The sequence below is a fragment of the Proteus columbae genome (assembly GCF_002777965.1).
In the GTDB taxonomy this organism is placed as follows: Bacteria; Pseudomonadota; Gammaproteobacteria; order Enterobacterales; family Enterobacteriaceae; genus Proteus; species Proteus columbae.
This window is the reverse complement of sequence record NZ_NGVR01000026.1, coordinates 79,554-100,545: the sequence shown is the minus strand read 5'-3', so window position 1 is coordinate 100,545 and position 20,992 is coordinate 79,554. Positions and strand designations below refer to the sequence as shown.

The window sequence follows — 20,992 nt, the reverse complement described above, 5'->3', positions numbered from 1 at the left end:
CAAGCTATTACAAGGTAAATAACACCCTACATTGGGTTTATTTGCCTTTTATTTCTCTGCCTTTTAACCACTCATTTTATATCAAAAGGGTATCTTTAAATCCTATAGATTGAGATCTTCCTTCCCTACTTGTTTTCACTTTTATGTTCTCTTTTATTCATCATAAATAAACTATTCTCTCTACATCACAAATATAAACTTTCGAATACTTTTAAAGTATCTTTCTATTACTTTCGTGTGATCGAGACAAAAGAAATTGAAGATTTTTTAATCTATGTTATTGCCATATCTAATGAATAAGAGAGGTTAAAATGTCTATAACACGTCGAGATTTGTTAAAAGGTGCTGCCGTGGGTGCTACGGGGCTATCATTGGTTTCACCATTGTCAGCGTTATCCCCATCAACAAAAGAGTGTATAACCACATTAAATACACCTAAAAATCCGAAGAACATCTTAATTATTACAGCGGACCAATTAGCAAAACGGGGTATCTCTGCTTATGGCAATAAAGAGGTAAAAACGCCCGTTATCGACTCGATTTTAAATACAGGCACAAGTTTCCATAATGCTTATTGTGCTTATCCCTTATGTGCTCCCTCAAGAGCTTGTTTTTGGACTGGAAAATTACCACACCAAACCGGCATTATTTCCAATGACAGCCCAAACATACCAGAAACAATGTCCACATTAGGAACGTTATTTTCACAAGCAGGATATGAGTGTAAACATTTTGGAAAACAGCATGATTATGGCTCATTAGAAGGATTTGATTGTGCACCTCAAATAGAAAAAGAATTTAATGCTCACCCTGCTTTTCCAGTCGATTATGATACAAAAGAAGATGTGTATTGTTTAGAAGAGAGTCTGAAATATATCAATGCACTCCCCAAAAGAGAGGAGAAAAAACCGTTTTTATTAGCCGTTGAATTTAACAATCCTCACAATATAAATGGATGGACAGGAAACTTTGCAGGTGAACATGGTGACATCGAAAACATCGGGCAGTTGCCACCGTTACTTGATAACTTTGACACCGCTGATGACCTTAAAAATAGACCTAAAGCAATTCAATATGCTTGCTGTACACATAATAGGGTTATGCAATCCGGAAAATGGAATGAGAAAAACTTCCAGCAATATCTCAAAGCCTATTACTACTTTACTGAATTGGTAGACAGTTATATTGGGCAAGTTATCAACGCATTAAAAAAGAGTGGGTATTGGGAAGATACGCTCGTTGTCTTCTTCTCTGACCATGGTGATGCAATGGGAGCACACCGACTAGTTGCAAAAATGAACTGGTTTTATGAAGAATCGACAAACGTGCCTTTTGCATTTTCAGGGCCGGGTATTCAATCTGGTGCTTTAAAGAATGAATTAACATCCCTTTGTGATTTATTACCGACTCTCTGTGATTATATTGGAATTGACTACCCTAAAAATATTTATGGTCGCTCTTTATACCCATTATTAACAGGAGAGAAAGTAAACGAATGGAGAGAGAGTGTTATTTGCCACTGGAATACTGACCGAAATGTCGATGTTCAACCAGCAAGAATGTTAAGAACAGAGAACTTTAAATATATTATTTACAAAGAAGATGAAGAAGAAGAACTCTACGATATGGTCAATGACCGTGGCGAAACCCAAAACCTCAGTCACCATCCTGATTATCAACAAATAAAAAAAGAGTTACGGCTCAAATTAGACAATGAGATCCGAAACAATTCGGATCCTTTTTATGTTCAAGAAGTGATTATTAATAAAAAATGGCGTAGCCATGCAGTAGGATATCAACACCATACTGGTGAAACCAGTATCCAAATTTATCAGAAAAAAATTAGACCATTATTGGCTGAAAGTGAAATAGAAAAAGCAAGACGAATGCGACTGGATCTCTATAAAGAAGCGCGTCTCTCTTATGTTTGTGAAAAATAAACATTAGTTATTTCTCATATAAAAACGGCTCGATATTACTATCGAGCCGTTTTCAAACTTCTGTCTGTAAAAGGTCAATTATTTAACCTATTACTCTTCTTCGTGACGTTTTAGCCAGTCACCACATTTTATTTCACGTAAACCATCAACAGGCTTTTGATAAAGATAGATCCAAGCACTACCATAAGGTGTTGAAATCAGTTGACGCTTGTAATCTTGATCGTTCTTTTTCAACTCATCAAGCTCTGTCAAGATAGAAGGCGTTATCCGATAGACTTCGCACTCTATTTCACCTTCACCTTCAATAACCGCGGGGTAAAACCCTAGATCATAGAGTTTATATCCCACTAATTTATGCTCACCCAAAAGCTGTGCATAGGTCATCCAGTGATGGTTACCTTGGTTTTGCCGTAAACTACCATAAACAATAATTCGCATATAATTTAAAACTCAAATTGATAAAGCAGATCTATTGCCTGATTCATACCAGACACTGCTTGTAAATACAACCTGGGCATCAAGCGATAACGTAAGGTTAACGTCGCTAGCGAATCAAATATACCCACTCCATACTTCACTTGTAGATCGTTTGTGATCTTACCGCTGACCACAACTTGTGAGTTATCCCCCACACCTTGCGTATCAAGCGCTAAATCCGAAACACCAAAGGTTTCACCAATGCGCCCTACAAGCTGACCACTTTGACCAACACCCAATCCTATCAGCATTGCCGTCATTTGTGATGAATCCGCATCACCACTTTTATCTAACCCTTCACCTCTTAGCAAGTAGGATAACGCTTCTTGCTGTGTAAACGCAGGTTCAGAGAAAATTTCAACTTTAGGTTTATCTGCAAGCCCTGTCACCCTGACACCCGCAATTACATTATTTGCCGTATTTTCAGGATTACGAATAGCTTCAATATTTAAGTAAGGTTGATCGACTGGCCCTGAGAACAAGATTTGCCCCTTACGGACTTGCAGATCTTGCCCATAAGCTTTGAATTCACCTTTTGGAATATCTATTTGGCCATTTAAACCTAGTCCTTGTTTATTCTGATTGACTTTGAGTGCTCCCGTCAATCTAGCTTTAAGCCCAAATGCGTCCAGTGTCACATCATTGCCAATATTAATCGCTAAATTACTTTGAATTGGAATCGATGTCTCTTTTGGTGCAATTGGCTGTAAGTTTTTATCCAACATCACTTCATCAGAAGAAGCCGATACCGCAGATTCTGGTAAGTCTTGAACAACGATACGTGCCCAAGGAATATCAATGCGTCCATCTAGTTTCAGCAAATGTGGGCGAGCCTCAAACACTAAATCAGGATTAACATCGATACGTACCATCGGAGGTAATGCAACACGTAACTTGTTGCCATTTGCTGCTACTACTGCGTGCCATGAATCTAACTTACGCCAATCGGCATTACCGGTGAGATTTAAGTAACCTTCAGGGGTTTCGATTCTACCGCTTAAATCAGACGTCGCACCATTGAATTGAACATCAACGTTCCCTTTCGTAATATCAAACGGGATCCAATGTCCAACCACTTTTAATTGGTTAATACCAAATTGACCAAATAACAGTGGAGATTGAGCATTTCCACCTAAACGTAATTGCGCACCGACACGACCTTGAGCAATTTCACCTTTACCTAAGAACGGTTTGATTAAATCTAATGTCAGATTATCGATATCCACCGTACCTGATAGTTGACGTTTTTTCTCAAGATCCGCAACCTGTACATTACCTTTAAAATCACCGTTACCTGCAATGCTAATCAGCCATTGTAATGTTGCTTTACCCTTATTCACACCCGCATTTAAGGTAATGGCATCGAAATCAACAGGTAATATTGTTCCTTCAATATTCTGTTTTACCGCAACACCTTGCCCTTTAAGATTAACAGATGCTTTCGGTAATCCCCCTTTTGAATTCCAAGTTGCCGTCGCATCGCCAGTAAATACACCACGAACAGAAGTCTCTGGTGGTAAGAAAGGTTTGATCATGGCCAGATCAAAACGTGTCAATGTAATTGCCGCAGATCCACTTTCACCCACCGTTATCGCTTTAGGAACACAAACTTGTGCATTTGGGTTTATCCAACAATGAGAACCAATGGTGACTTCTTGCTTTTCCGCCAACAAATTCAACGCCATGGCTTTATTTAAACGCCATTCACCCACAGGAGTATCAAATGCCGTATTATTTAGCGTTCCTTTCCATTGCTGTTTTTCTTTATCGAATGAACCCGCTAATGTCAGTCCACCAGAAACAGGCTCACCTTCCATTTTTAACGTTAGTTTATGCTGTTTTTCTGTACCTGCAACATCCAGCGTTAAATTACGAATAACTAAATCAGCTTGTTTTAGCTGACGAGCAGTAATCGCTAACTTGCCACCAATTTCTTTGTCCGATTGAACATCACCTTTAATAGTGATGGATTCAACACTGACTTGATCTTGCCATTTAATACCATGAGCATTGATATCAGCGATAATCTTAGGCGTATTAATATCACCACGAATATTAACCTTACCTTTAATGACTCCAGCTAATCCAGGCACTAAACCATTTAATCCTGGTGCATTAATATTGGCATCTAATGCCCATTTATCACCTAAATGCCCTTCAATATCGAGGTTATTCTTACCCAGAATAAGTTTTAACTGAGGGATATTCCATTGGCCAGAATCATTACCATAAGCATTACCTCTCGCTTTGATAAGATTGTTTTTGATATTGCCGTCTAAGGTAATTTCAGGAACACGTAATTGCCAACTTCCGCCATATAGACTACCTGTTGTTGCAATGCGTCCATCTAATTTCGCCGGCATATCAGGGTACTGTTTTGCCGTATTAATTCCCGAAATAGTAAGCAATGCATTCCAGCTAATTGCCTTACTCCAATCAGCAACACCCGTAATATCGGCATGACCTTGCAAAGCAGCTAAACGTAAACGCGTCAGTTCTATTTTCTCTTCATTCCCTTTTGCATCCAGCATTAATTTTGCCGGCGGGATCTCTTGACCTTCAATATCGGAGCGTAATGAGAGATCATAGTTATCTGTCTGACCATTCAAGCGTAATCGAGTATCACTAAGTTGATACTGCACATCACCCGTTAATGGCCAACGAACTTTCTGACTTTCAAGTGTCAATTTTAATGGAAGGTGTGGTTTTGCCAGTTCAGCTTGAGCATCTAAAGTTGCTGTAACCGTTCCTGTTAAAGAGAGTGCTAATTTAAGCTCTTCAAGTAATGCGCCTTGTAAAGAAAGTGTCGCTTTTTGATCTTTAAAATCTTCAAACCCTGCAACATCACGAATAGTCGCATTCACATCTAAATTAACAGGCCACTGCTTATCTAGGGTAATTCCCCCATTTAAATTAATTTCACCTTCTGGTGTATCAACATTTAATTTAGTGAGATTAACCTGCTTACCTTGAGTTTTTGCTTCAAACGATAATTGGTTAATCGTAACAGGTGCGTCGCCGCTAATCTGTAATTGCTTACCTTCAATTCCTTCAATATTGATATCAACAGGAATAATAATTTCGGGTAAATCAGCTAACAGAGGTTTAGCAAAAATCGCTTTAATTGTCTCAGCTAAAGCTTGTTCTTTTTCTTCTTGTGTTGTCGGCTCAGTTTGAGGTTTTGCAGTTGCGACTTCTTTTATATCTTGAGCCGTTGCTTCAACACTTCCTTCTTCTGGTGTCTTTGGTAATGCCACCAGCAAATCATTAATGAGTGTTGGATTTAATGTAACTTGACGACCTTCCCACTGTGCACCTGTTTTAAATTCACCAAGTGAGATCGCCATATCGTCAATCTTCACATGCGTATTTTCTAATGAAAGTGAATTTAAATAGATAGGTAATGGTGCATTAAGCTCTGTTAAAGGCTCTGAAGGAGGTGTTTCTTCAGAAGGGGGGAAAGCACTAGTATCAACATTAACAACAACATCTCGTGTACCTAATGTATCGACACAAACTTGTTTATCAGTCAGGCACGCTAAACGTAATCCTAATGATAATTCACCCACGTTCACGTCAACTCCGGGCATTTGATATTCAACACCCGTTAAACGTAGATCTTGCCAGCCACCATTAACATCTTTGATAACTAAGCCAGGAACCCAACGAGCTGCGCTATTAATAGCGAAATGCAAACCTGATTGTGTTCCCAAAATCCAAGCAACAGTACCGAATGTAAGCAAAATAATGATAAGGAGTGTTAGCGCAATCCATTTCAACCACTTTTTTATCATAACTCTGCTCCTAACCCGATATAAAACTGGAGTCTACGTTTATCAACGTCGCTCACAGGTAATGCTAAATCAAATTTAATAGGACCAACTGGTGATGCCCAACGAACACCTGCACCTGCACCTGTTTTAAAATCACTGCGCGTAAAATCATTAACGGCTTCACCACTATCAATAAAGACAGCACTCCACCAATTACCCGTAATGTTATATTGATATTCTAACGATCCTACTAGCATTCTTGATGCCCCCGTTAAATTACCTTTTCCATCTTCTGGTGAGATACTTTGGTATTTAAAACCACGAACACTTCTATCACCACCAGCAAAGAAACGTAATTCAGGCGGCACTTGCTCAAACGCGTTAGTTTCAATCCAACCAAAATTGCCTCTTACCACAAAGCGATGTCCATCCCATGGTGTGCGTATCCAAACATGTTGTGCTTGGAATGCGGCAAACTCGACATCAGATCCCCATATTTTATTGGAGTAATCTAAAGTGTAACGTTGGCTATCACCCCAAGAAGGCATCATACCGCCCCGTTGGCGTACACGGCTGGCCGTTACCCCGGGATAAAGCAACATGGTTGTATTGGTAACTTCACCTTGGGTAAAGTGGCTGAGACTCCAACGTGTATTCACACTGTATTGCCAGCCTGTCGACATATCCCAGTTACGAGACACATTTAGCGTTGTGGTATCAGAGCGGGTGTCATTTAAATCGGTACGTTTAAAACCACCCTGAACACCATAGTACTGCTCTAATGGATTGACCTTCAGTGGAATTTTATAATTGGCACCAATAGATTGTTCAGGCTGAGAAACACTGATATTAGAGGTTAAGCTATGGCCTCGCGAGTTCATCCAAGGCTTATCCCACTGCATATTAAGACGAGGACCAACATCAGTCGCATAGCCGCCACCAAGCTCAACATAGTTACGAGAGCGAGGTGTTACAACTGCACTCATAGGTAACAAGTGACTGTCATCAGCACGCGCTTTAGCAATATCAGGAGTCACAACCGCAGAGTTAAACCACCCTGTTGCAGCTAAACGACGATTAAATTCAGCCAGATCTTCTGAGGCGTAATATTGTCCCTCTTTAAAAGGAACGATATTTTGTAGGTAGTCTTCACGGATTTGAGATCCCGTATAATTCACTTTCCCAAAACGATAGCGTTCTCCACTATCGAAAACAAAATCCCAATATGAGGCATGATTATCTAAAGAAACGCCCAACTGGCTTTTTTGCATTTCCGCATCAAAATAGCCACGACGAATTGCAAGCCCAGTTAATGAACCTTTGAGTTTCTCATAGTCTGCATGGTTTAAAACACTATCAAGAGGAGGCGTATTCTCTTTAATGACTTTCGCATATTGGCTATCTGTTTTAGCGCCACCTTCGAGAACCACATCGACTCCTTTCAGTAAAATAGGAATACCCGGTTCAACTTTAGCGGTTAATACAGATCGTGCAGGCGGTGTATTTTCTTCATAAGAAAATGTCACTGTGGGTTGATAATAACCTAAAGGGCGAAGTCCTTCTTGAATTGCCTTTTCAACACGCGCACGAAAACGCCCGTCAGGTGCAACTTCTTCTGTTGTAATGTTTGATAGCTGGACTCGTGCATTCTTTTCGAGCTGCCCTTCTAAACCTTCTACTTTTAAACGCAAATTTGCCCCATAGGCAACAGGCGCGATAAAAGACAGACAGAGAACGTAGATAACGGAGTATCTCGGCACGTTTTCTCCTCAATATGATTTAATCCATGTGATAAATTGACGACAAACTGTTTTAAGCTTTATTGTAGATTTAGTTTATAACAATATTAAGCCTTTACCATAGTAAAGCGTTTACAAATATAAAAATTGGAGTCTACCTTGCAACATAAAGCGTACCAACCAGAGAATGCCTTAAGGGGTACTTCGATACCATTAGAAATATCTGCTAATCATGCAGTAAATGGGCATTCTATTAATGATATTCCTGAAAAGATGAGTATCGCTTACTTTGCGATGGGCTGTTTTTGGGGAGTTGAACGTCTGTTTTGGCAACAACAGGGCGTTTACTCAACAAGTGCAGGCTATAGCGGTGGTGTAACAGAAAATCCAACCTACCAACAAGTTTGCCAAGGTTTAACGGGTCATAGTGAAGTGGTGAGAATTGTTTTTGATCCCTCAGTGATTAGCTATTCACAACTTTTGGCTCTTTTTTGGGAAAACCACAATCCATCACAAGGTATGCGTCAAGGTAACGATATTGGTAGCCAATATCGTTCTGCTATTTACACTGTTAATGCAGAGCAATATACACAAGCTATTGAGTCCAAAAAACGTTATCAACAAGCGATGAATACTCAAGGTGCTACTGAAGCAATCACCACTGAAATTCAGCCAGCCGGTCCTTTTTATTTTGCTGAAGATTACCACCAGCAATATTTATACAAAAATCCACAAGGTTATTGTGGATTAGGCGGGATAGGTATCTGCTATCCTCCTGAAAAGTAAAACTAGCAGAAAATAGCAGGGCGATGATATAATTACGCCCTCTTATCTCTCTTTGTGAATAATTTCATCACAATATATTGATTTATCTTCTATTTTTAACACTCCAGTATTACCCTTTGGATTAAATACTTGGGGTGGTGTGAGCCTTATATGCTTAATAGTTTACTCATTGTGCTTTTGCTTTGTGCTATCAGCGCCTTTTTTTCGCTGTCTGAAATCTCTCTTGCTGCTTCTCGTCGAATTAAGCTCAAACAACTTGTTGATGAGGGCAATATCAACGCCGCCCGTGTATTAAAAATGCAAGAAATGCCGGGCATGTTTTTTACCGTCGTACAAATTGGATTAAATGCTGTCGCTATCTTAGCGGGTATTGTTGGTGAATCAGCATTCTCTCCTTCGTTAAAAAACTTTTACCTCCAATTTTTTGAAGAGCCCTTAGCGCAACAGTTAGGATCTATTTGTTCCTTTATTATTGTCACATCCATGTTTATTTTACTGGCTGACCTCACACCAAAACGCATTGGTATGATAAAACCAGAAGCTATCGCATTAAGAATTGTGAACCCAATGCGTTTTTGCCTTGCCTTCTTTCGCCCTCTGGTATGGTTATTTAATGGTATGGCAGATCTCATCTTTAAATTATTTAAAATCCCAATGGTCAGAAATGAAGATATTACTTCTGATGATATTTTTGCCATTGTAGAAGCGGGTGCTGTTGCTGGGGTTTTACGTAAACAAGAGCATGAGTTGATTGAGAATGTCTTTGAATTAGAATCTCGTACTGTACCATCCGCAATGACACCACGAGAAGATGTGGTCTATTTTGATCGTGAAGAAACTGAAAGCGATATCAAAGAAAAAATTGCTACCCAGCCTCACTCTAAATTTTTAGTTTGTGAAGGGGATATTGACCATATTATTGGTTATGTTGATTCTAAAGAGCTTCTTAATCGCGTTATTAACGGACAAAGCCTAAATCTCAATGAAGGTGTTCATATCCGTAAAGCGCTGATTATTCCTGATACATTAACGCTTTCAGATATGTTGGAAAGCTTTAAAACATCTGGTGAAGATTTTGCCATCATCCTTAATGAATACGCCATGGTAATGGGTGTGATTACGTTAAATGACGTAATGACAACATTAATGGGAGATTTAATTGGACCGGGGCAAGAAGAGCAAATTGTCAGCCGTGATGAGCATTCATGGTTAGTTGAAGGCGGTACGCCAATTGATGATGTGATGCGTGTCCTTGATATCGACGATTTCCCAGATTCAAGTAACTACGAAACCATTGCTGGCTTTATGATGTATCGCTTACGTAAAATTCCAAAGCGTACTGACTATGTGAAGTTCTCAGGTTATAAATTTGAAGTTGTCGATATTGATAATTATAAAATTGATCAATTACTTGTGACAAAGGTTGATGATATTCCACCTGTTAAGCCTGTTTTACAAGAGCATGTTCCTGTGACACAGACGACCACAACAGAAGTCGAAATCAAAAAAGATGAGAATAAAGTTACTGATTAATTAGTAACAAATCGAAATTAATAACTGAGTCTTATCTAATGCTTCAGAGAGAAAGACTCAGTTATCTATCAGATAAAAGTTAGCCCAGTTCTGCTTTCAGTAAAACCACCTGCTGGTTTACTTCACTCATCACATTAAAATGAAGCTTATCTTTTATTTTAGGCAGTAGTATTTTGCCATAATCGAATTCAAATGCACCCATTCCTTTGATGTAAAACCGTCCACGAAATAATGTCTTAACGTAGAGAGCAATTTTTTCAGGGTTATAGCGATTGAAGATTTTCATCTTTCAGTTAGTCTCCCATGCTCGTTGTTGAGTTTAATAAGTCATAAAGACTTATCTTTATATATCAAATTTAAAGACCTAATTATAAGTACTAGGTTCAACTTATTTGATTTTCTTATCTGTTTTTACATTTATTGACAGTAAAGAATATAAATAAAGATAGCGTGTGCGTTATTTTACCCACTCAATGTTAAATAAATGTATCAGTGATGAGGTATTATTCTTCACCAGCTTCTATGCTTAGATAGAATCTAACGTCGATTTCAATAATAGGACAATGGCTATGCACAAAATAACCTTAGCTGCTCTTTTACTCAGCACATCCTCATGGGCATTTGCACATAACATCACTGAAAATACAGTACTTCCCGCTATCACAATCAATGACAAAGGTGAGCTACTTTATGACACAACCAAAGATAAGTTTAGCTACCAAAATTGGAATAGTGGTCTGCTCAGTGGAAAAGTACGTACTGTTCAGCATATAGCAGGACGTAGCAAGGCTAAGGAGATGAATGCGCCGTTTATTGAAGCCGTAAAACTGGCGAAATTTCCACATACAAGTTATCAAACTACAACGATTATTAATACTGATGATGCAGTATTTGGTACAGGCCCATTTGTTCGTGGCAGTGTTGAAGACAGTAAAAAAGAATTTCCTTGGTCACAGTTTATTGTTGATGCCGATGGTGCAGCATTAAAAGGCTGGGGATTAGAAAAAGAGAGTTCCGCTATTGTTGTTTTAGATAAACAAGGCAAAGTCCGTTTCGTCAAAGAAGGTGTATTAAGTGGTGCGGAGATTACGACTGCAATCAATCTTATCAACGATTTAATTAAAGAATAATTTCTGTGTCAGAGCCCTTGTTAAACAAAGGGCTCCGATTTTATAAAATGGCTCTAAAAGATAGACACTCTAAATCCTGGATTTATCAACGACTCTTTTGGGGAATAATCTAACGTTACCCCTTTCCAATCCGTAACATGTGCGCCTGCTGCAATCGCAATAGCATGGCCTGCTGCGGTATCCCATGTATGCGTAGGTCCAAAGCGAGGATAAAGCTGTGCTTTACCTTCAGCAACTAAACAAAACTTCAAAGATGAACCAACAGCGACGGTTTGATGAGCACCAAGTTGTGAGAGATATTCTTTTAATTCTTCATCTTGATGAGAACGGCTAATTACTATCACTGGCGGCTCTGCACGACTTGCATGGATAGGCAATCGTTGTCCGCACACTTCTTTCCACGCCTGCTTATTTGCCGCTGCATATAACACATTTTGAACCGGTGCATAGACAACCCCTAAAACGGGAATACCTTTTTCAATTAAGGCAATATTTACCGTAAATTCACCATTTTTACTGATAAATTCTTTAGTTCCATCTAAAGGATCAATCAACCAATAGCGATCCCAATGGCGACGAACTTCCCATTCAGGTGGATCTTCTTCAGATAATTGAGGTATATCTGGGGCAATAGAAGCAAGTCCTTGTTTGATAATTTGGTGAGCGGCCAAATCAGCCTCTGTAACAGGTGAATGATCACTTTTTTCCTGTACTTGGATAGGTTCTGATTGCTGGTAGATTTGCATTATCGCCATACCTGCTTGGCGGGCTAATTTGCTGACTTGTTCTAACATCATGCACCTCTCTTATTTCTATAAGCAGATAACTTCTCTTATAAAAATTAATTACCCTACTGTCTCTTTATTTTAGTCCAGAGACAAAAATAGCCGGCAAAAACCGGCTATTTTTTACTCTGATTTACCGCAGAATTAGAAATTATAAAATTTCTAATAATTCTACTTCAAATACTAATGTTGCGAATGGAGGAATAGCCGCACCTGCTCCACGTTCGCCATAAGCTAATTGGTAAGGAATATATAATTCCCATTTTGAACCTACTGGCATTAATGTTAATGCTTCAATCCAGCCTGCGATAACGCCATTTACTGGGAATTCAGCAGGTTGACCGCGCTGAACTGAGCTATCAAACACAGTACCATCAATTAAACGACCCGTGTAGTGAACACGAACATGATCAGTACGTGCAGGAATTGTACCTTCGCCCGCAGTCAGGACTTTGTACTGTAAACCTGATTCTGTAACTTGAACGCCTTCATTTTTCACATTTTCTTCTAAGAAAACTTTACCCGCATCAGCCAGCTCTGCTTGGCGTTCTTGACGCACAGCTTCAGCACGCTCGTGCATAGTACGTAAGGCATTGTGTAATGTTTCAACAGGTACAGAAGGCGCATTACCTTCTAATGCATCGGTCAAGCCAGCTAACAGTGCTGCGGGCTCTAATCCTTGAAGACCTGACTCAGTCAGTTGTTGACCGACTTGCAGACCAATACCGTAACTTGCCTGTGATTCAATAGAATCAAATGATGGTTTTGACATGAAAAATACCTGTTTTTTTATGAAAGTTAGCTCCAAGAATAACAGTGGTAAGGTACAGCGTAAACCTTCAGTCTTGAGTAATGAGGATTATTCATTAAAAACGTATGCAATTAACCTTTTTTATCGTGTTTTCAACACGTATCTATTGGGATTTGTCATACTTATTTTCACAACATCACAACACAAGCATATACTTATACGTAGGCATATAACTGCCTAGCCCTGTTAATCCAGAGCTAAATATCAATATACAGAGATGTTCAGAGAGGTATTAAGTGAAGATAACGACAAATCCCTATTTCCGCGAACAAGGCTATATTGATGGTCTTTGGTGTAATGCTAAAAACAACGAAACTGTTGATGTTATCGATCCTGCCACAGGTGCTCTACTTGGCACTGTGCCCAATATGGCAACACAAGAAGCAATAATGGCTGTTGATGCTGCACAAAAAGCCTTACCAAAATGGCGCGCACTTACAGCACATCAGCGCGGAACATTATTGCAAAATTGGTTTAGATTAATCACGGAAAATAAAAGAAAACTCGCCGAGTTAATGACCTTTGAGCAAGGCAAGCCTGTTGCTGAGGCAGAAGGTGAAATTGCGTATGCCGCTTCTTTTATTGAATGGTTTGCGGAGCAGGGCAAAAGAACCAACGGTGAAATTATTCCCTCACCTTCTGCTGATAAACGCTTAATGGTGATTAAACAAGGTATTGGTGTTTGTGCTGCTATTACACCGTGGAACTTTCCCGCAGCGATGATCACCCGCAAAGCTGCTCCTGCATTAGCCGCAGGTTGTACTATGGTGATTAAACCTGCCAATGAAACACCTTACACCGCATTAGCTTTAGCAGAATTAGCAGCTCAAGCCGGTATTCCTGCGGGTGTCATTAATATTGTGACTGGTGATGCCATTAAAATTGGCGAAGTCTTTACCTCTGATAACCGTGTTCGCAAATTAAGTTTTACGGGCTCAACAGGCGTTGGACGTTTATTAATGCGCCAATGTTCTGATAGCGTAAAAAAAGTCTCTTTAGAATTGGGTGGTAATGCGCCGTTTATCGTGTTTAACGATGCCGATATTGATAAAGCTGTTGAAGGGGCTATGGGGGCAAAATTTCGCAATGCAGGGCAAACCTGTGTTTGTGCTAACCGATTCTATGTTCATAAAGATGTTTATCAACAATTTAGTGAACGTTTTGTTGCCGCTGTTAAAAAACTCAAAGTGGGTAACGGTTTTGAAGAAGGTGTCACTATTGGGCCTCTTATTAATCGCAAAGCCGTTGAAAAATCACAATCTTTACTCGCTGACACACTAAAACGTGGCGCTACACTGCTTTGTGGTGGAAAAAGTGATAAAGCGGGTGAGAACTTCTTCCAGCCTACTGTTGTGGGCAATGTTCCCGCAGATAGTCATATTCTTGAAGAAGAGATCTTTGGCCCTGTGGCACCTTTAGTGATGTTTGAAAATGAAGATGAAGTGGTGCATTTAGCCAATAATACCATTTATGGTTTAGCGGCTTATTTTTATAGTGAAAACCCACAGCGTATTTGGCGTGTCGCTGAAAATTTAGAATACGGCATGGTGGGCATTAATACGGGTTTAATTTCTAATGAAGTTGCGCCATTTGGTGGCATTAAACAATCAGGTTTAGGGCGAGAAGGCTCTGAACACGGTATTGAAGACTATATGGAAATGAAATACCTCTGCCAAGGGCTATAAATAATCACTGTTTAAGTAATATGAGATAAAAAGTCAGTAAGCAAGGATGCGACTGAATTTTATCTTTGATTCTCTTTTCTCTATATAAAAATACCCTCGATATTTATCAAGGGTATAAAATGTCAGCTCATTATTCTTGTCATATCGCCTTAGTGATAAAGCATTTCATGAACAATATCATCGGCCTTCATAGAATAAGGATAGTAAGTTGGCCAATTACTTAACTCTTTAAGTAATTCATCTTGCGATGTATTGCCCATATATAAATGGAAGTGCCCTGCTTTCTCTGGTGCAATAATATGGTCGCTAAATTGAATAAATTTAGGTGCTTGGCTTTTAGCATCATCACAGCGGAAAAGATAACGTACTCCTTTTTTACCAGACTCATAATGTAAAATACGATAACCATCATAGTGATATTCACAGCTATCTACGTTCTCGCCTCTATGGAATTCAATAATATTGTTTTCAATACCAATCATATCCACATCAGTTTTATAGCCCTGTGCATAGTAAGCGCGGTACTCTTCAACCGTTTTATCTTTTTTCGTTTCTGCTTTCTTTTGTAAGACCTCATCTAGCTCGCCACTAAGAAGATAAGGCTCTACAGATTGCCATACGCCATCCCAATCACTAAGCTGGCGATTGAGAACATCCTTGTCCTCAAAAATTCCGTTAGCAGCATCGCGTTGTGCTTGTGTTTGCACTTTTTCATGATGGTGGCTATGCGCTAAAACAGACATTGCACTCCCCAATAACCCCATGATTAAAACACAAGAAAGAACTGGCTTTTGCATAATCTTACCCCTGAACTGCTTTAAAACGCGGATTTGACTTACAAATTACATAAAGACGACCACGGCGACGCACCACTTTGCAATCAGGGTGGCGTTGTTTAGCGCTTTTCAATGAACTTAATACCTGCATTGTTTCTTCCTTACTTAATAAATTGACCAAAACGTTTATTAAAGCGTGCCACATTACCTTCTTGAGAATGTGTCTTTTGCTTACCGGTATAAAATGGGTGTGATTGAGAAGAGACATCTAATGTCACATAAGGGTATGTTTGCCCTTCATACTCTATTGTCTTTTCTGTTTGGATGGTTGAACCCACTTTAAAATAAGCATCTGCACTAGTGTCATGGAAAATCACTGTTCGATATTGAGGGTGGATACCTAGTTTCATAATAAATCCCGATTTATTTGTAATGTTATAATATAACAAATTTAGAATTGCGCTAATGTACCGCTTTTTAATTTTATTGACCAGTTTTTTTTGATTTGTTTTTTATCTCAAGAAGAGAAGTATGTTTTAGGTAGGGGGTTTTTAAGTGATATAAGTGGATTTTCTGGCTTTTTTTTGTCCAGCTTTCCTATTTTCCGCTAAAGTTATACTAAGACGGCAAAACAAATAGGATTTATTATGACTAATTGGCGCGATAAGCTTTTCAGTAAGTCACCTCTGTCTATCGACCTCACAATAGACTTTCCTAACGTTTGTCCTTCTTCTGTTCCTTCAATTCTTTCACAATTAGCACCTTATGAAATAGGTGACACGCCTTTACCTGATGAATTAAATCTATTATCAGACTCCCACCTAAAAATAAAATCTGATGATGATTCAATACCTTTTAGTTGGTCAGCAGGCGCTCGTGAAGGTATTATTTTGCACCAACGAATAGGTCGAGCGATTGAACAACAGCCTTCTCAAAAAGCATGTGAAGAATTTGCATTGTCACTCTATCATGCAATAAAGCATGTTGTTCTTTTGCCTGATAAAGAGCATGTCGATTCTTTTTATTCAATGACTCGCCAAGATAAACTCGCACCTATTACCTATCTTTCACATCTGATAGATAAAATAGAACAAGATGAAACACTGATTAATCATGAGATCTATTTTCAACTCATCTTATGGATCTTGAAGTTAAGCCCTGATAAAAATCCTATCAAAATCGCCTTAGGACTATTAGGATCGTTTAACGATAGTACTTCTCAACGTTTACTTTTATTGTTTGCCCTTCATCCTGAATTTACACTTTATGCTATTGGTTCGCTAAAACAGCGTCTTTCTTGTGAAGAATTTGAGCCTTTTTTATCTTCCCTTGGTCAACGAACTAAAGGCTGGGGACGTATCCAATTTATCGAACATCTACCTTCAACACTGTCTATTAATAATCGCTATTGGCTGCTGACTGAAGGATATAAAAATAATGTGATGACAGAATATGTGGCCTATGATTGTGTCACAAAAGGGGCATTATTAGAGATGTTGAATACGCATCCTTTAGATAATGAGTTACTGCTTGGTTGTAGTGATCTTTTGCGCGCTCTGCTTAATGGAGGCCCTGCAAAAGATATCTATGATTATGTAGAGGGCACCCAAGCGTGCAATGCTTTTATTTCACAAGTCGATACTTTGCCACCAAAAGAATTAAAGCTCCTTTATTGCGTCTGTGAAATCGCCGACTTTGTACAAAATAGTGGTGAAGATTGGTTATTACTCGAGTCTCTTGGTTGGAACGATCATTGCCAACAACAAATTATCTCTGCTTCGCAAAATATTATTCAAAAACCAGAATGGTCGACACTCATTATCGAAGCATTACAAAATCCTTCTCGCTCAAAAAATTACCAAGCAAGCCTTGTCGCTAAATCTCTTCGCCTTGATATTTGGGAATTACTCTTTTCACTACAAAAAGATAATCCTAATGCGGATTGGTGGCACCAGTTAATGCAAACGGATGCTTCTCACAAAATAGAAAGAGTAGTTAAACTTGCAGAACAACAAATTGAATTAACAGCATTAGATAGCACAGATGATCCATTAATAACTACCTACTCTGAATATCAGCCTCATCATGCCGTTGAATATATTATGCAAGATCTTGGTGGTTTTCCTGGTATCGGCTGGTCACTTATCAAAAGGCAATTACGCAGTCCGACATTGCGTGATAGAAATATGGCGCTGAATGTTCTTTCAACATGGTCTGACACATTATTGCCTTATGATCTTTATGGTGAGTTAACGCAGGCTTTAACCATAGAAACTGATAAAAATGTGTATCAACGTATGAAACTATTTTTAGTTAACCATCAAGGAAATAAAGAACATTAACGGTTAGAGCGAATAGATAATTCTGAAAAGAATTCAGGGAGCAGGTTAGGATCATGGTTCGTGCTAGTATGGCTACAAGGAATAAAAAAGATGTTACAGCAATTCATAATACTGATTCACAGATCAATAATGAGGTGAATATGGGCAAATTCCCTGGCTTACATCGTCGAGCAATACTGGTTATTGCGATTGCTTTATTGGTCGTATTTTTTTGGCCGACAAGTGAAAACACTAGTGAGCCACCTCAACCATCATCATCAACGCATGATCTTCCTGTGCCAATAGCATCTACCAATGATCCGGCGTATCAAACATCGATCCCTCAAGCACAAAATAGCTTAAATGCTGGATCTGAGGTATCTCCATCAATAGATAACTCAACGACAAGTGATCCTGAGGGAAATATTGCTCAAACGACACCGCTACAAAATACTCCATCAACACCAGCGCAAACATGGCAAACTTATACCATTAAAGAGGGACAAACCTTAGCGCAACTTTTTAGAGACAATCAACTTCCTGTCAATGATGCATTTTCTATGGCGAAATCGGAAGACCAACAAAAATCATTAAGCCAATTACGCTCAGGGCAAACTATTCGTTTACAGCGTAATCCACAAGGTGATGTCAGTATGCTAGAAGTGACAAATAGCGCCGGTACTGTTATCACTTACACTCGTTTGAGTGATGGAAGTTATTACCGTACACCATAGTAAGAACAGTATTTATTTATCCAAAAAAAACGCCAGCTAAGCTGGCGTTTTTCTTTATCAACATTAACTGTTTAATCAGAGATTATTCAGCAACGATGATAACATTCAGTTCAGCGAATACATCACTGTGAACTTGGAAGTGAACTTCGTGGTCACCAGTAGTACGCAGAACGCCATTTGGCAGGCGAACTTCGCTCTTACACATTTCAACGCCAGCTGCAGTTACTGCATCAGCGATGTCACGAGTACCGATTGAACCAAACAGTTTACCTTCGTCACCCGCTTTAGAGCTGATAGTGACAGAACCCAGTGCATTGATCTTCGCTGCACGAGCTTCAGCTGCTGCTAAAGTTTCAGCTAATTTAGCTTCTAACTCAGCGCGACGCGCTTCGAAAAACTCGATGTTTTTCTTAGTCGCAGAAACAGCTTTACCCTGTGGGATTAAATAGTTACGAGCATAGCCCGATTTTACGTTAACCTGATCACCCAGGCTACCCAGATTCGCTACTTTATCAAGCAGAATAATTTGCATTACCTTATCCTCTACAAGTCATTAATGGACTATATACCTATTACTGATGACGATCAGTATAAGGTAATAAAGACAGGTAGCGTGCGCGCTTGATAGCACGAGCCAGCTGACGCTGGTATTTTGCACGAGTACCGGTGATACGACTTGGTACAATTTTACCACTTTCAGTGATATAGTTTTTCAGCGTAGCGATATCTTTATAATCGATCTCTTGTACGCCTTCTGCTGTGAAACGGCAGAACTTACGACGACGGAAATAACGTGCCATATGGCTAGTCTCCAGAATCTATCAATTCAATCTGCTCGGCATGAAGCACCAATTTAAATAATCCATTTCGCGCCTGATGGCTGCTAATGAATCCAGAAACGGTGATTTGGCTGCCGACCGTTATACTGTGAGTAACTGCTTGTAACGCTTTCCCGCTAGCAATAATGGGCATTCGGCACCATGATTGTCTTTTTAATCCCGCCTCTTCTTGCATTGAACGATGTTCAATAACAAATTGACAGTGCGGGATCCCAGCGGGGCTAACTTTTCGAATTAATGCTTTGCACACTGTGCCTGTTAGCACCAAATGATTATTAGCCGTCACAGCACTAATTACTCTTCAGAATCCTCTGCTACATCATCAACTTCATCTTCATCATCGAGGTCATCAGCGATATCACGACGGCGTTCGTCTTTTGCTTTAACCATTGGAGAAGCTTCAGTTACTGCGTGTTTAGTACGCATGATCATGTTGCGGAGAACGGCATCGTTGAAACGGAAAGTAGTTTCCAGTTCATCAATCACTTCCTGCGGAGCTTCAACGTTCATCAGAACGTAGTGTGCTTTGTGCAGTTTGTTGATTGGATAAGCTAATTGACGACGACCCCAGTCTTCTAGACGGTGGATCTGACCATTTGCATTAGTGATAGCGGTTTTATAACGCTCGATCATGCCCGGAACTTGTTCGCTCTGGTCAGGATGAACCATAAAAACGATTTCGTAATGACGCATTTGATATTGCTCCTTACGGATTTATCAGCCTCCTGTCAGGGTCAGTCACCACCCATGGAGGCAAGGAACTTGTTTAAGTTGTGACTGAAAAAATTGACGCGTAACTATACCCCCGCGGTCAATAAAACTCAAGGGAGTATAGAGAATAAAATAAATTCAGCGATTATTTCACGCAATTATTTCACAATAATGCGCTGACGCATCGCTTCAAATAAGCAAACACCGGTTGCCACAGAAACGTTGAGTGAAGACACCGTACCCGCCATTGGGATACTAATTAGCTCATCACAATGCTCGCGAGTTAAACGACGCATACCTTCACCTTCTGCACCCATCACTAATGCCATTGGGCCTGTGAGTTTGCTTTGATATAACGTGTGGTCTGCTTCACCTGCTGTGCCGACAATCCAGACGTTCTCTTCTTGCAGAAAACGTAATGTACGAGCAAGGTTAGTCACTTTAATTAAAGGGACACTTTCTGCTGCACCACAAGCCACTTTTTTGGCCGTTGCATTTAATTGTGCAGAACGATCTTTCGGAACAATAACAGCATGCACACCCGCTGCATCTGCACTACGTAAACAAGCCCCTAAATTATGGGGATCAGTAACACCATCTAGCACTAATAAGAAAGGTGTACCAACTTTAGCTAACAAGTCCGGTAAATCTTGCTCTTGATACTGACGACCTGGTTTTACTTTAGCAATAATACCTTGGTGAACAGCACCATCTGTTTGGCTATCTAACCATTGGCGATTAGCCACTTGAACCAGAATGCCTTGAGCTTCTAATTCATGAATAACAGGTGTTAAACGGCGATCTTCTCGCCCTTTTAATACATAAACTTCTTTAAAACGTGCAGGATCACGCTCAAGTAATGCGGTTACTGCGTGAATACCATAAATAATTTCTTCGCTCATAGCGGTGCTTACTCATTAAAAAATAAAAGGCACAAAACAGATAAAAGGCG

At 39.6% G+C, this 20,992-nt stretch carries 21 protein-coding genes; 7 read left to right on the top strand and 14 right to left on the bottom strand.

Annotation, left to right across the window (positions count from 1 at the left end; genetic code table 11):
* Positions 1-311: 311 nt before the first annotated feature.
* Complete coding sequence (locus tag CBE70_RS13870) at positions 312-1,940, top strand: sulfatase family protein (protein ID WP_100159793.1); 1,629 nt, start codon at positions 312-314, stop codon at positions 1,938-1,940.
* 90 nt (positions 1,941-2,030) lie between these two features.
* Here CBE70_RS13870 and CBE70_RS13865 read toward each other — a convergent pair whose 3' ends face one another.
* Genes CBE70_RS13865 through tamA form a run of 3 tightly spaced genes read right to left on the bottom strand, consistent with a single transcriptional unit; the run spans position 2,031 to position 7,950 of the window.
* Entirely contained in the window at positions 2,031-2,378 is a 348-nt protein-coding gene (locus CBE70_RS13865; protein WP_023583593.1) for a gamma-glutamylcyclotransferase family protein, read from the bottom strand.
* A 5-nt stretch (positions 2,379-2,383) separates the two neighbouring features.
* Complete coding sequence (gene tamB / locus CBE70_RS13860) at positions 2,384-6,211, bottom strand: autotransporter assembly complex protein TamB (RefSeq protein ID WP_408634017.1); 3,828 nt, start codon at positions 6,209-6,211, stop codon at positions 2,384-2,386.
* The gene (tamA, locus tag CBE70_RS13855; RefSeq protein ID WP_100159792.1) at positions 6,208-7,950 is read right to left on the bottom strand and encodes an autotransporter assembly complex protein TamA; all 1,743 of its coding nucleotides are present in this window, start codon (positions 7,948-7,950) and stop codon (positions 6,208-6,210) included. The genes tamB and tamA overlap by 4 nt, the downstream gene beginning before the upstream one ends.
* A gap of 138 nt (positions 7,951-8,088) precedes the next feature.
* Here tamA and msrA point away from each other — a divergent pair, with 138 nt between their 5' ends.
* The gene (msrA, locus tag CBE70_RS13850; RefSeq protein WP_198585721.1) at positions 8,089-8,715 is read left to right on the top strand and encodes a peptide-methionine (S)-S-oxide reductase MsrA; all 627 of its coding nucleotides are present in this window, start codon (positions 8,089-8,091) and stop codon (positions 8,713-8,715) included.
* 150 nt (positions 8,716-8,865) lie between these two features.
* Positions 8,866-10,248 carry a hemolysin family protein gene (locus tag CBE70_RS13845; RefSeq protein WP_100159790.1) on the top strand — a complete coding sequence of 461 codons (1,383 nt, stop codon included), beginning with the start codon at positions 8,866-8,868 and terminating at the stop codon, positions 10,246-10,248.
* Between the two features lie 79 nt (positions 10,249-10,327).
* Here CBE70_RS13845 and CBE70_RS13840 read toward each other — a convergent pair whose 3' ends face one another.
* Positions 10,328-10,534 (bottom strand): DUF1107 domain-containing protein, encoded by a 207-nt coding sequence (locus CBE70_RS13840; protein ID WP_100159789.1) that lies wholly within the window; start codon positions 10,532-10,534, stop codon positions 10,328-10,330.
* 283 nt (positions 10,535-10,817) lie between these two features.
* Between CBE70_RS13840 and CBE70_RS13835 the strand changes: the two genes are divergently transcribed.
* Positions 10,818-11,378 (top strand): YtfJ family protein, encoded by a 561-nt coding sequence (locus tag CBE70_RS13835; RefSeq protein WP_100159788.1) that lies wholly within the window; start codon positions 10,818-10,820, stop codon positions 11,376-11,378.
* A gap of 53 nt (positions 11,379-11,431) precedes the next feature.
* Here CBE70_RS13835 and cysQ read toward each other — a convergent pair whose 3' ends face one another.
* Both cysQ and CBE70_RS13825 read right to left on the bottom strand, forming a co-directional pair.
* The gene (gene cysQ / locus CBE70_RS13830) at positions 11,432-12,172 is read right to left on the bottom strand and encodes a 3'(2'),5'-bisphosphate nucleotidase CysQ (RefSeq protein ID WP_100159803.1); all 741 of its coding nucleotides are present in this window, start codon (positions 12,170-12,172) and stop codon (positions 11,432-11,434) included.
* A 142-nt stretch (positions 12,173-12,314) separates the two neighbouring features.
* Positions 12,315-12,935: a peptidylprolyl isomerase gene (locus CBE70_RS13825; RefSeq protein WP_072064571.1), complete on the bottom strand. Its 621-nt coding sequence runs from the start codon at positions 12,933-12,935 to the stop codon at positions 12,315-12,317.
* A 275-nt stretch (positions 12,936-13,210) separates the two neighbouring features.
* On the opposite strand from CBE70_RS13825, the gene CBE70_RS13820 reads away from it, so the two are divergent.
* Complete coding sequence (locus CBE70_RS13820; RefSeq protein WP_100159787.1) at positions 13,211-14,659, top strand: NAD-dependent succinate-semialdehyde dehydrogenase; 1,449 nt, start codon at positions 13,211-13,213, stop codon at positions 14,657-14,659.
* A 149-nt stretch (positions 14,660-14,808) separates the two neighbouring features.
* On the opposite strand, the gene zinT is transcribed toward CBE70_RS13820, so the two are convergent.
* The 3 genes from zinT to CBE70_RS13805 are packed head-to-tail and all read right to left on the bottom strand — an operon-like array spanning position 14,809 to position 15,845.
* Positions 14,809-15,456 carry a metal-binding protein ZinT gene (gene zinT, locus CBE70_RS13815; RefSeq protein WP_100159786.1) on the bottom strand — a complete coding sequence of 216 codons (648 nt, stop codon included), beginning with the start codon at positions 15,454-15,456 and terminating at the stop codon, positions 14,809-14,811.
* A gap of 4 nt (positions 15,457-15,460) precedes the next feature.
* Entirely contained in the window at positions 15,461-15,586 is a 126-nt protein-coding gene (gene ykgO / locus CBE70_RS13810; protein WP_006535739.1) for a type B 50S ribosomal protein L36, read from the bottom strand.
* Between the two features lie 10 nt (positions 15,587-15,596).
* Positions 15,597-15,845, bottom strand: coding sequence for a type B 50S ribosomal protein L31 (locus CBE70_RS13805; protein WP_023583603.1), 249 nt, complete (start codon positions 15,843-15,845; stop codon positions 15,597-15,599).
* Positions 15,846-16,082: 237 nt separating this feature from the next.
* Between CBE70_RS13805 and CBE70_RS13800 the strand changes: the two genes are divergently transcribed.
* Positions 16,083-17,777 (top strand): hypothetical protein, encoded by a 1,695-nt coding sequence (locus CBE70_RS13800; protein ID WP_100159785.1) that lies wholly within the window; start codon positions 16,083-16,085, stop codon positions 17,775-17,777.
* Between the two features lie 68 nt (positions 17,778-17,845).
* The gene (locus CBE70_RS13795) at positions 17,846-18,490 is read left to right on the top strand and encodes a LysM-like peptidoglycan-binding domain-containing protein (RefSeq protein ID WP_232797398.1); all 645 of its coding nucleotides are present in this window, start codon (positions 17,846-17,848) and stop codon (positions 18,488-18,490) included.
* An 82-nt stretch (positions 18,491-18,572) separates the two neighbouring features.
* Here CBE70_RS13795 and rplI read toward each other — a convergent pair whose 3' ends face one another.
* The 5 genes from rplI to rlmB form a co-directional block, all read right to left on the bottom strand.
* Entirely contained in the window at positions 18,573-19,022 is a 450-nt protein-coding gene (rplI, locus tag CBE70_RS13790) for a 50S ribosomal protein L9 (protein WP_023583606.1), read from the bottom strand.
* Positions 19,023-19,062: 40 nt separating this feature from the next.
* The gene (rpsR, locus tag CBE70_RS13785) at positions 19,063-19,290 is read right to left on the bottom strand and encodes a 30S ribosomal protein S18 (RefSeq protein WP_000135199.1); all 228 of its coding nucleotides are present in this window, start codon (positions 19,288-19,290) and stop codon (positions 19,063-19,065) included.
* A gap of 4 nt (positions 19,291-19,294) precedes the next feature.
* Positions 19,295-19,615 (bottom strand): primosomal replication protein N, encoded by a 321-nt coding sequence (gene priB / locus CBE70_RS13780; protein ID WP_036939458.1) that lies wholly within the window; start codon positions 19,613-19,615, stop codon positions 19,295-19,297.
* Between the two features lie 8 nt (positions 19,616-19,623).
* Positions 19,624-20,022 (bottom strand): 30S ribosomal protein S6, encoded by a 399-nt coding sequence (gene rpsF / locus CBE70_RS13775; protein WP_023583607.1) that lies wholly within the window; start codon positions 20,020-20,022, stop codon positions 19,624-19,626.
* 176 nt (positions 20,023-20,198) lie between these two features.
* On the bottom strand, positions 20,199-20,930 hold the full coding sequence (gene rlmB, locus CBE70_RS13770; RefSeq protein ID WP_198585722.1) for a 23S rRNA (guanosine(2251)-2'-O)-methyltransferase RlmB: 732 nt from the start codon (positions 20,928-20,930) through the stop codon (positions 20,199-20,201).
* Between the last annotated feature and the right edge of the window lie 62 nt (positions 20,931-20,992).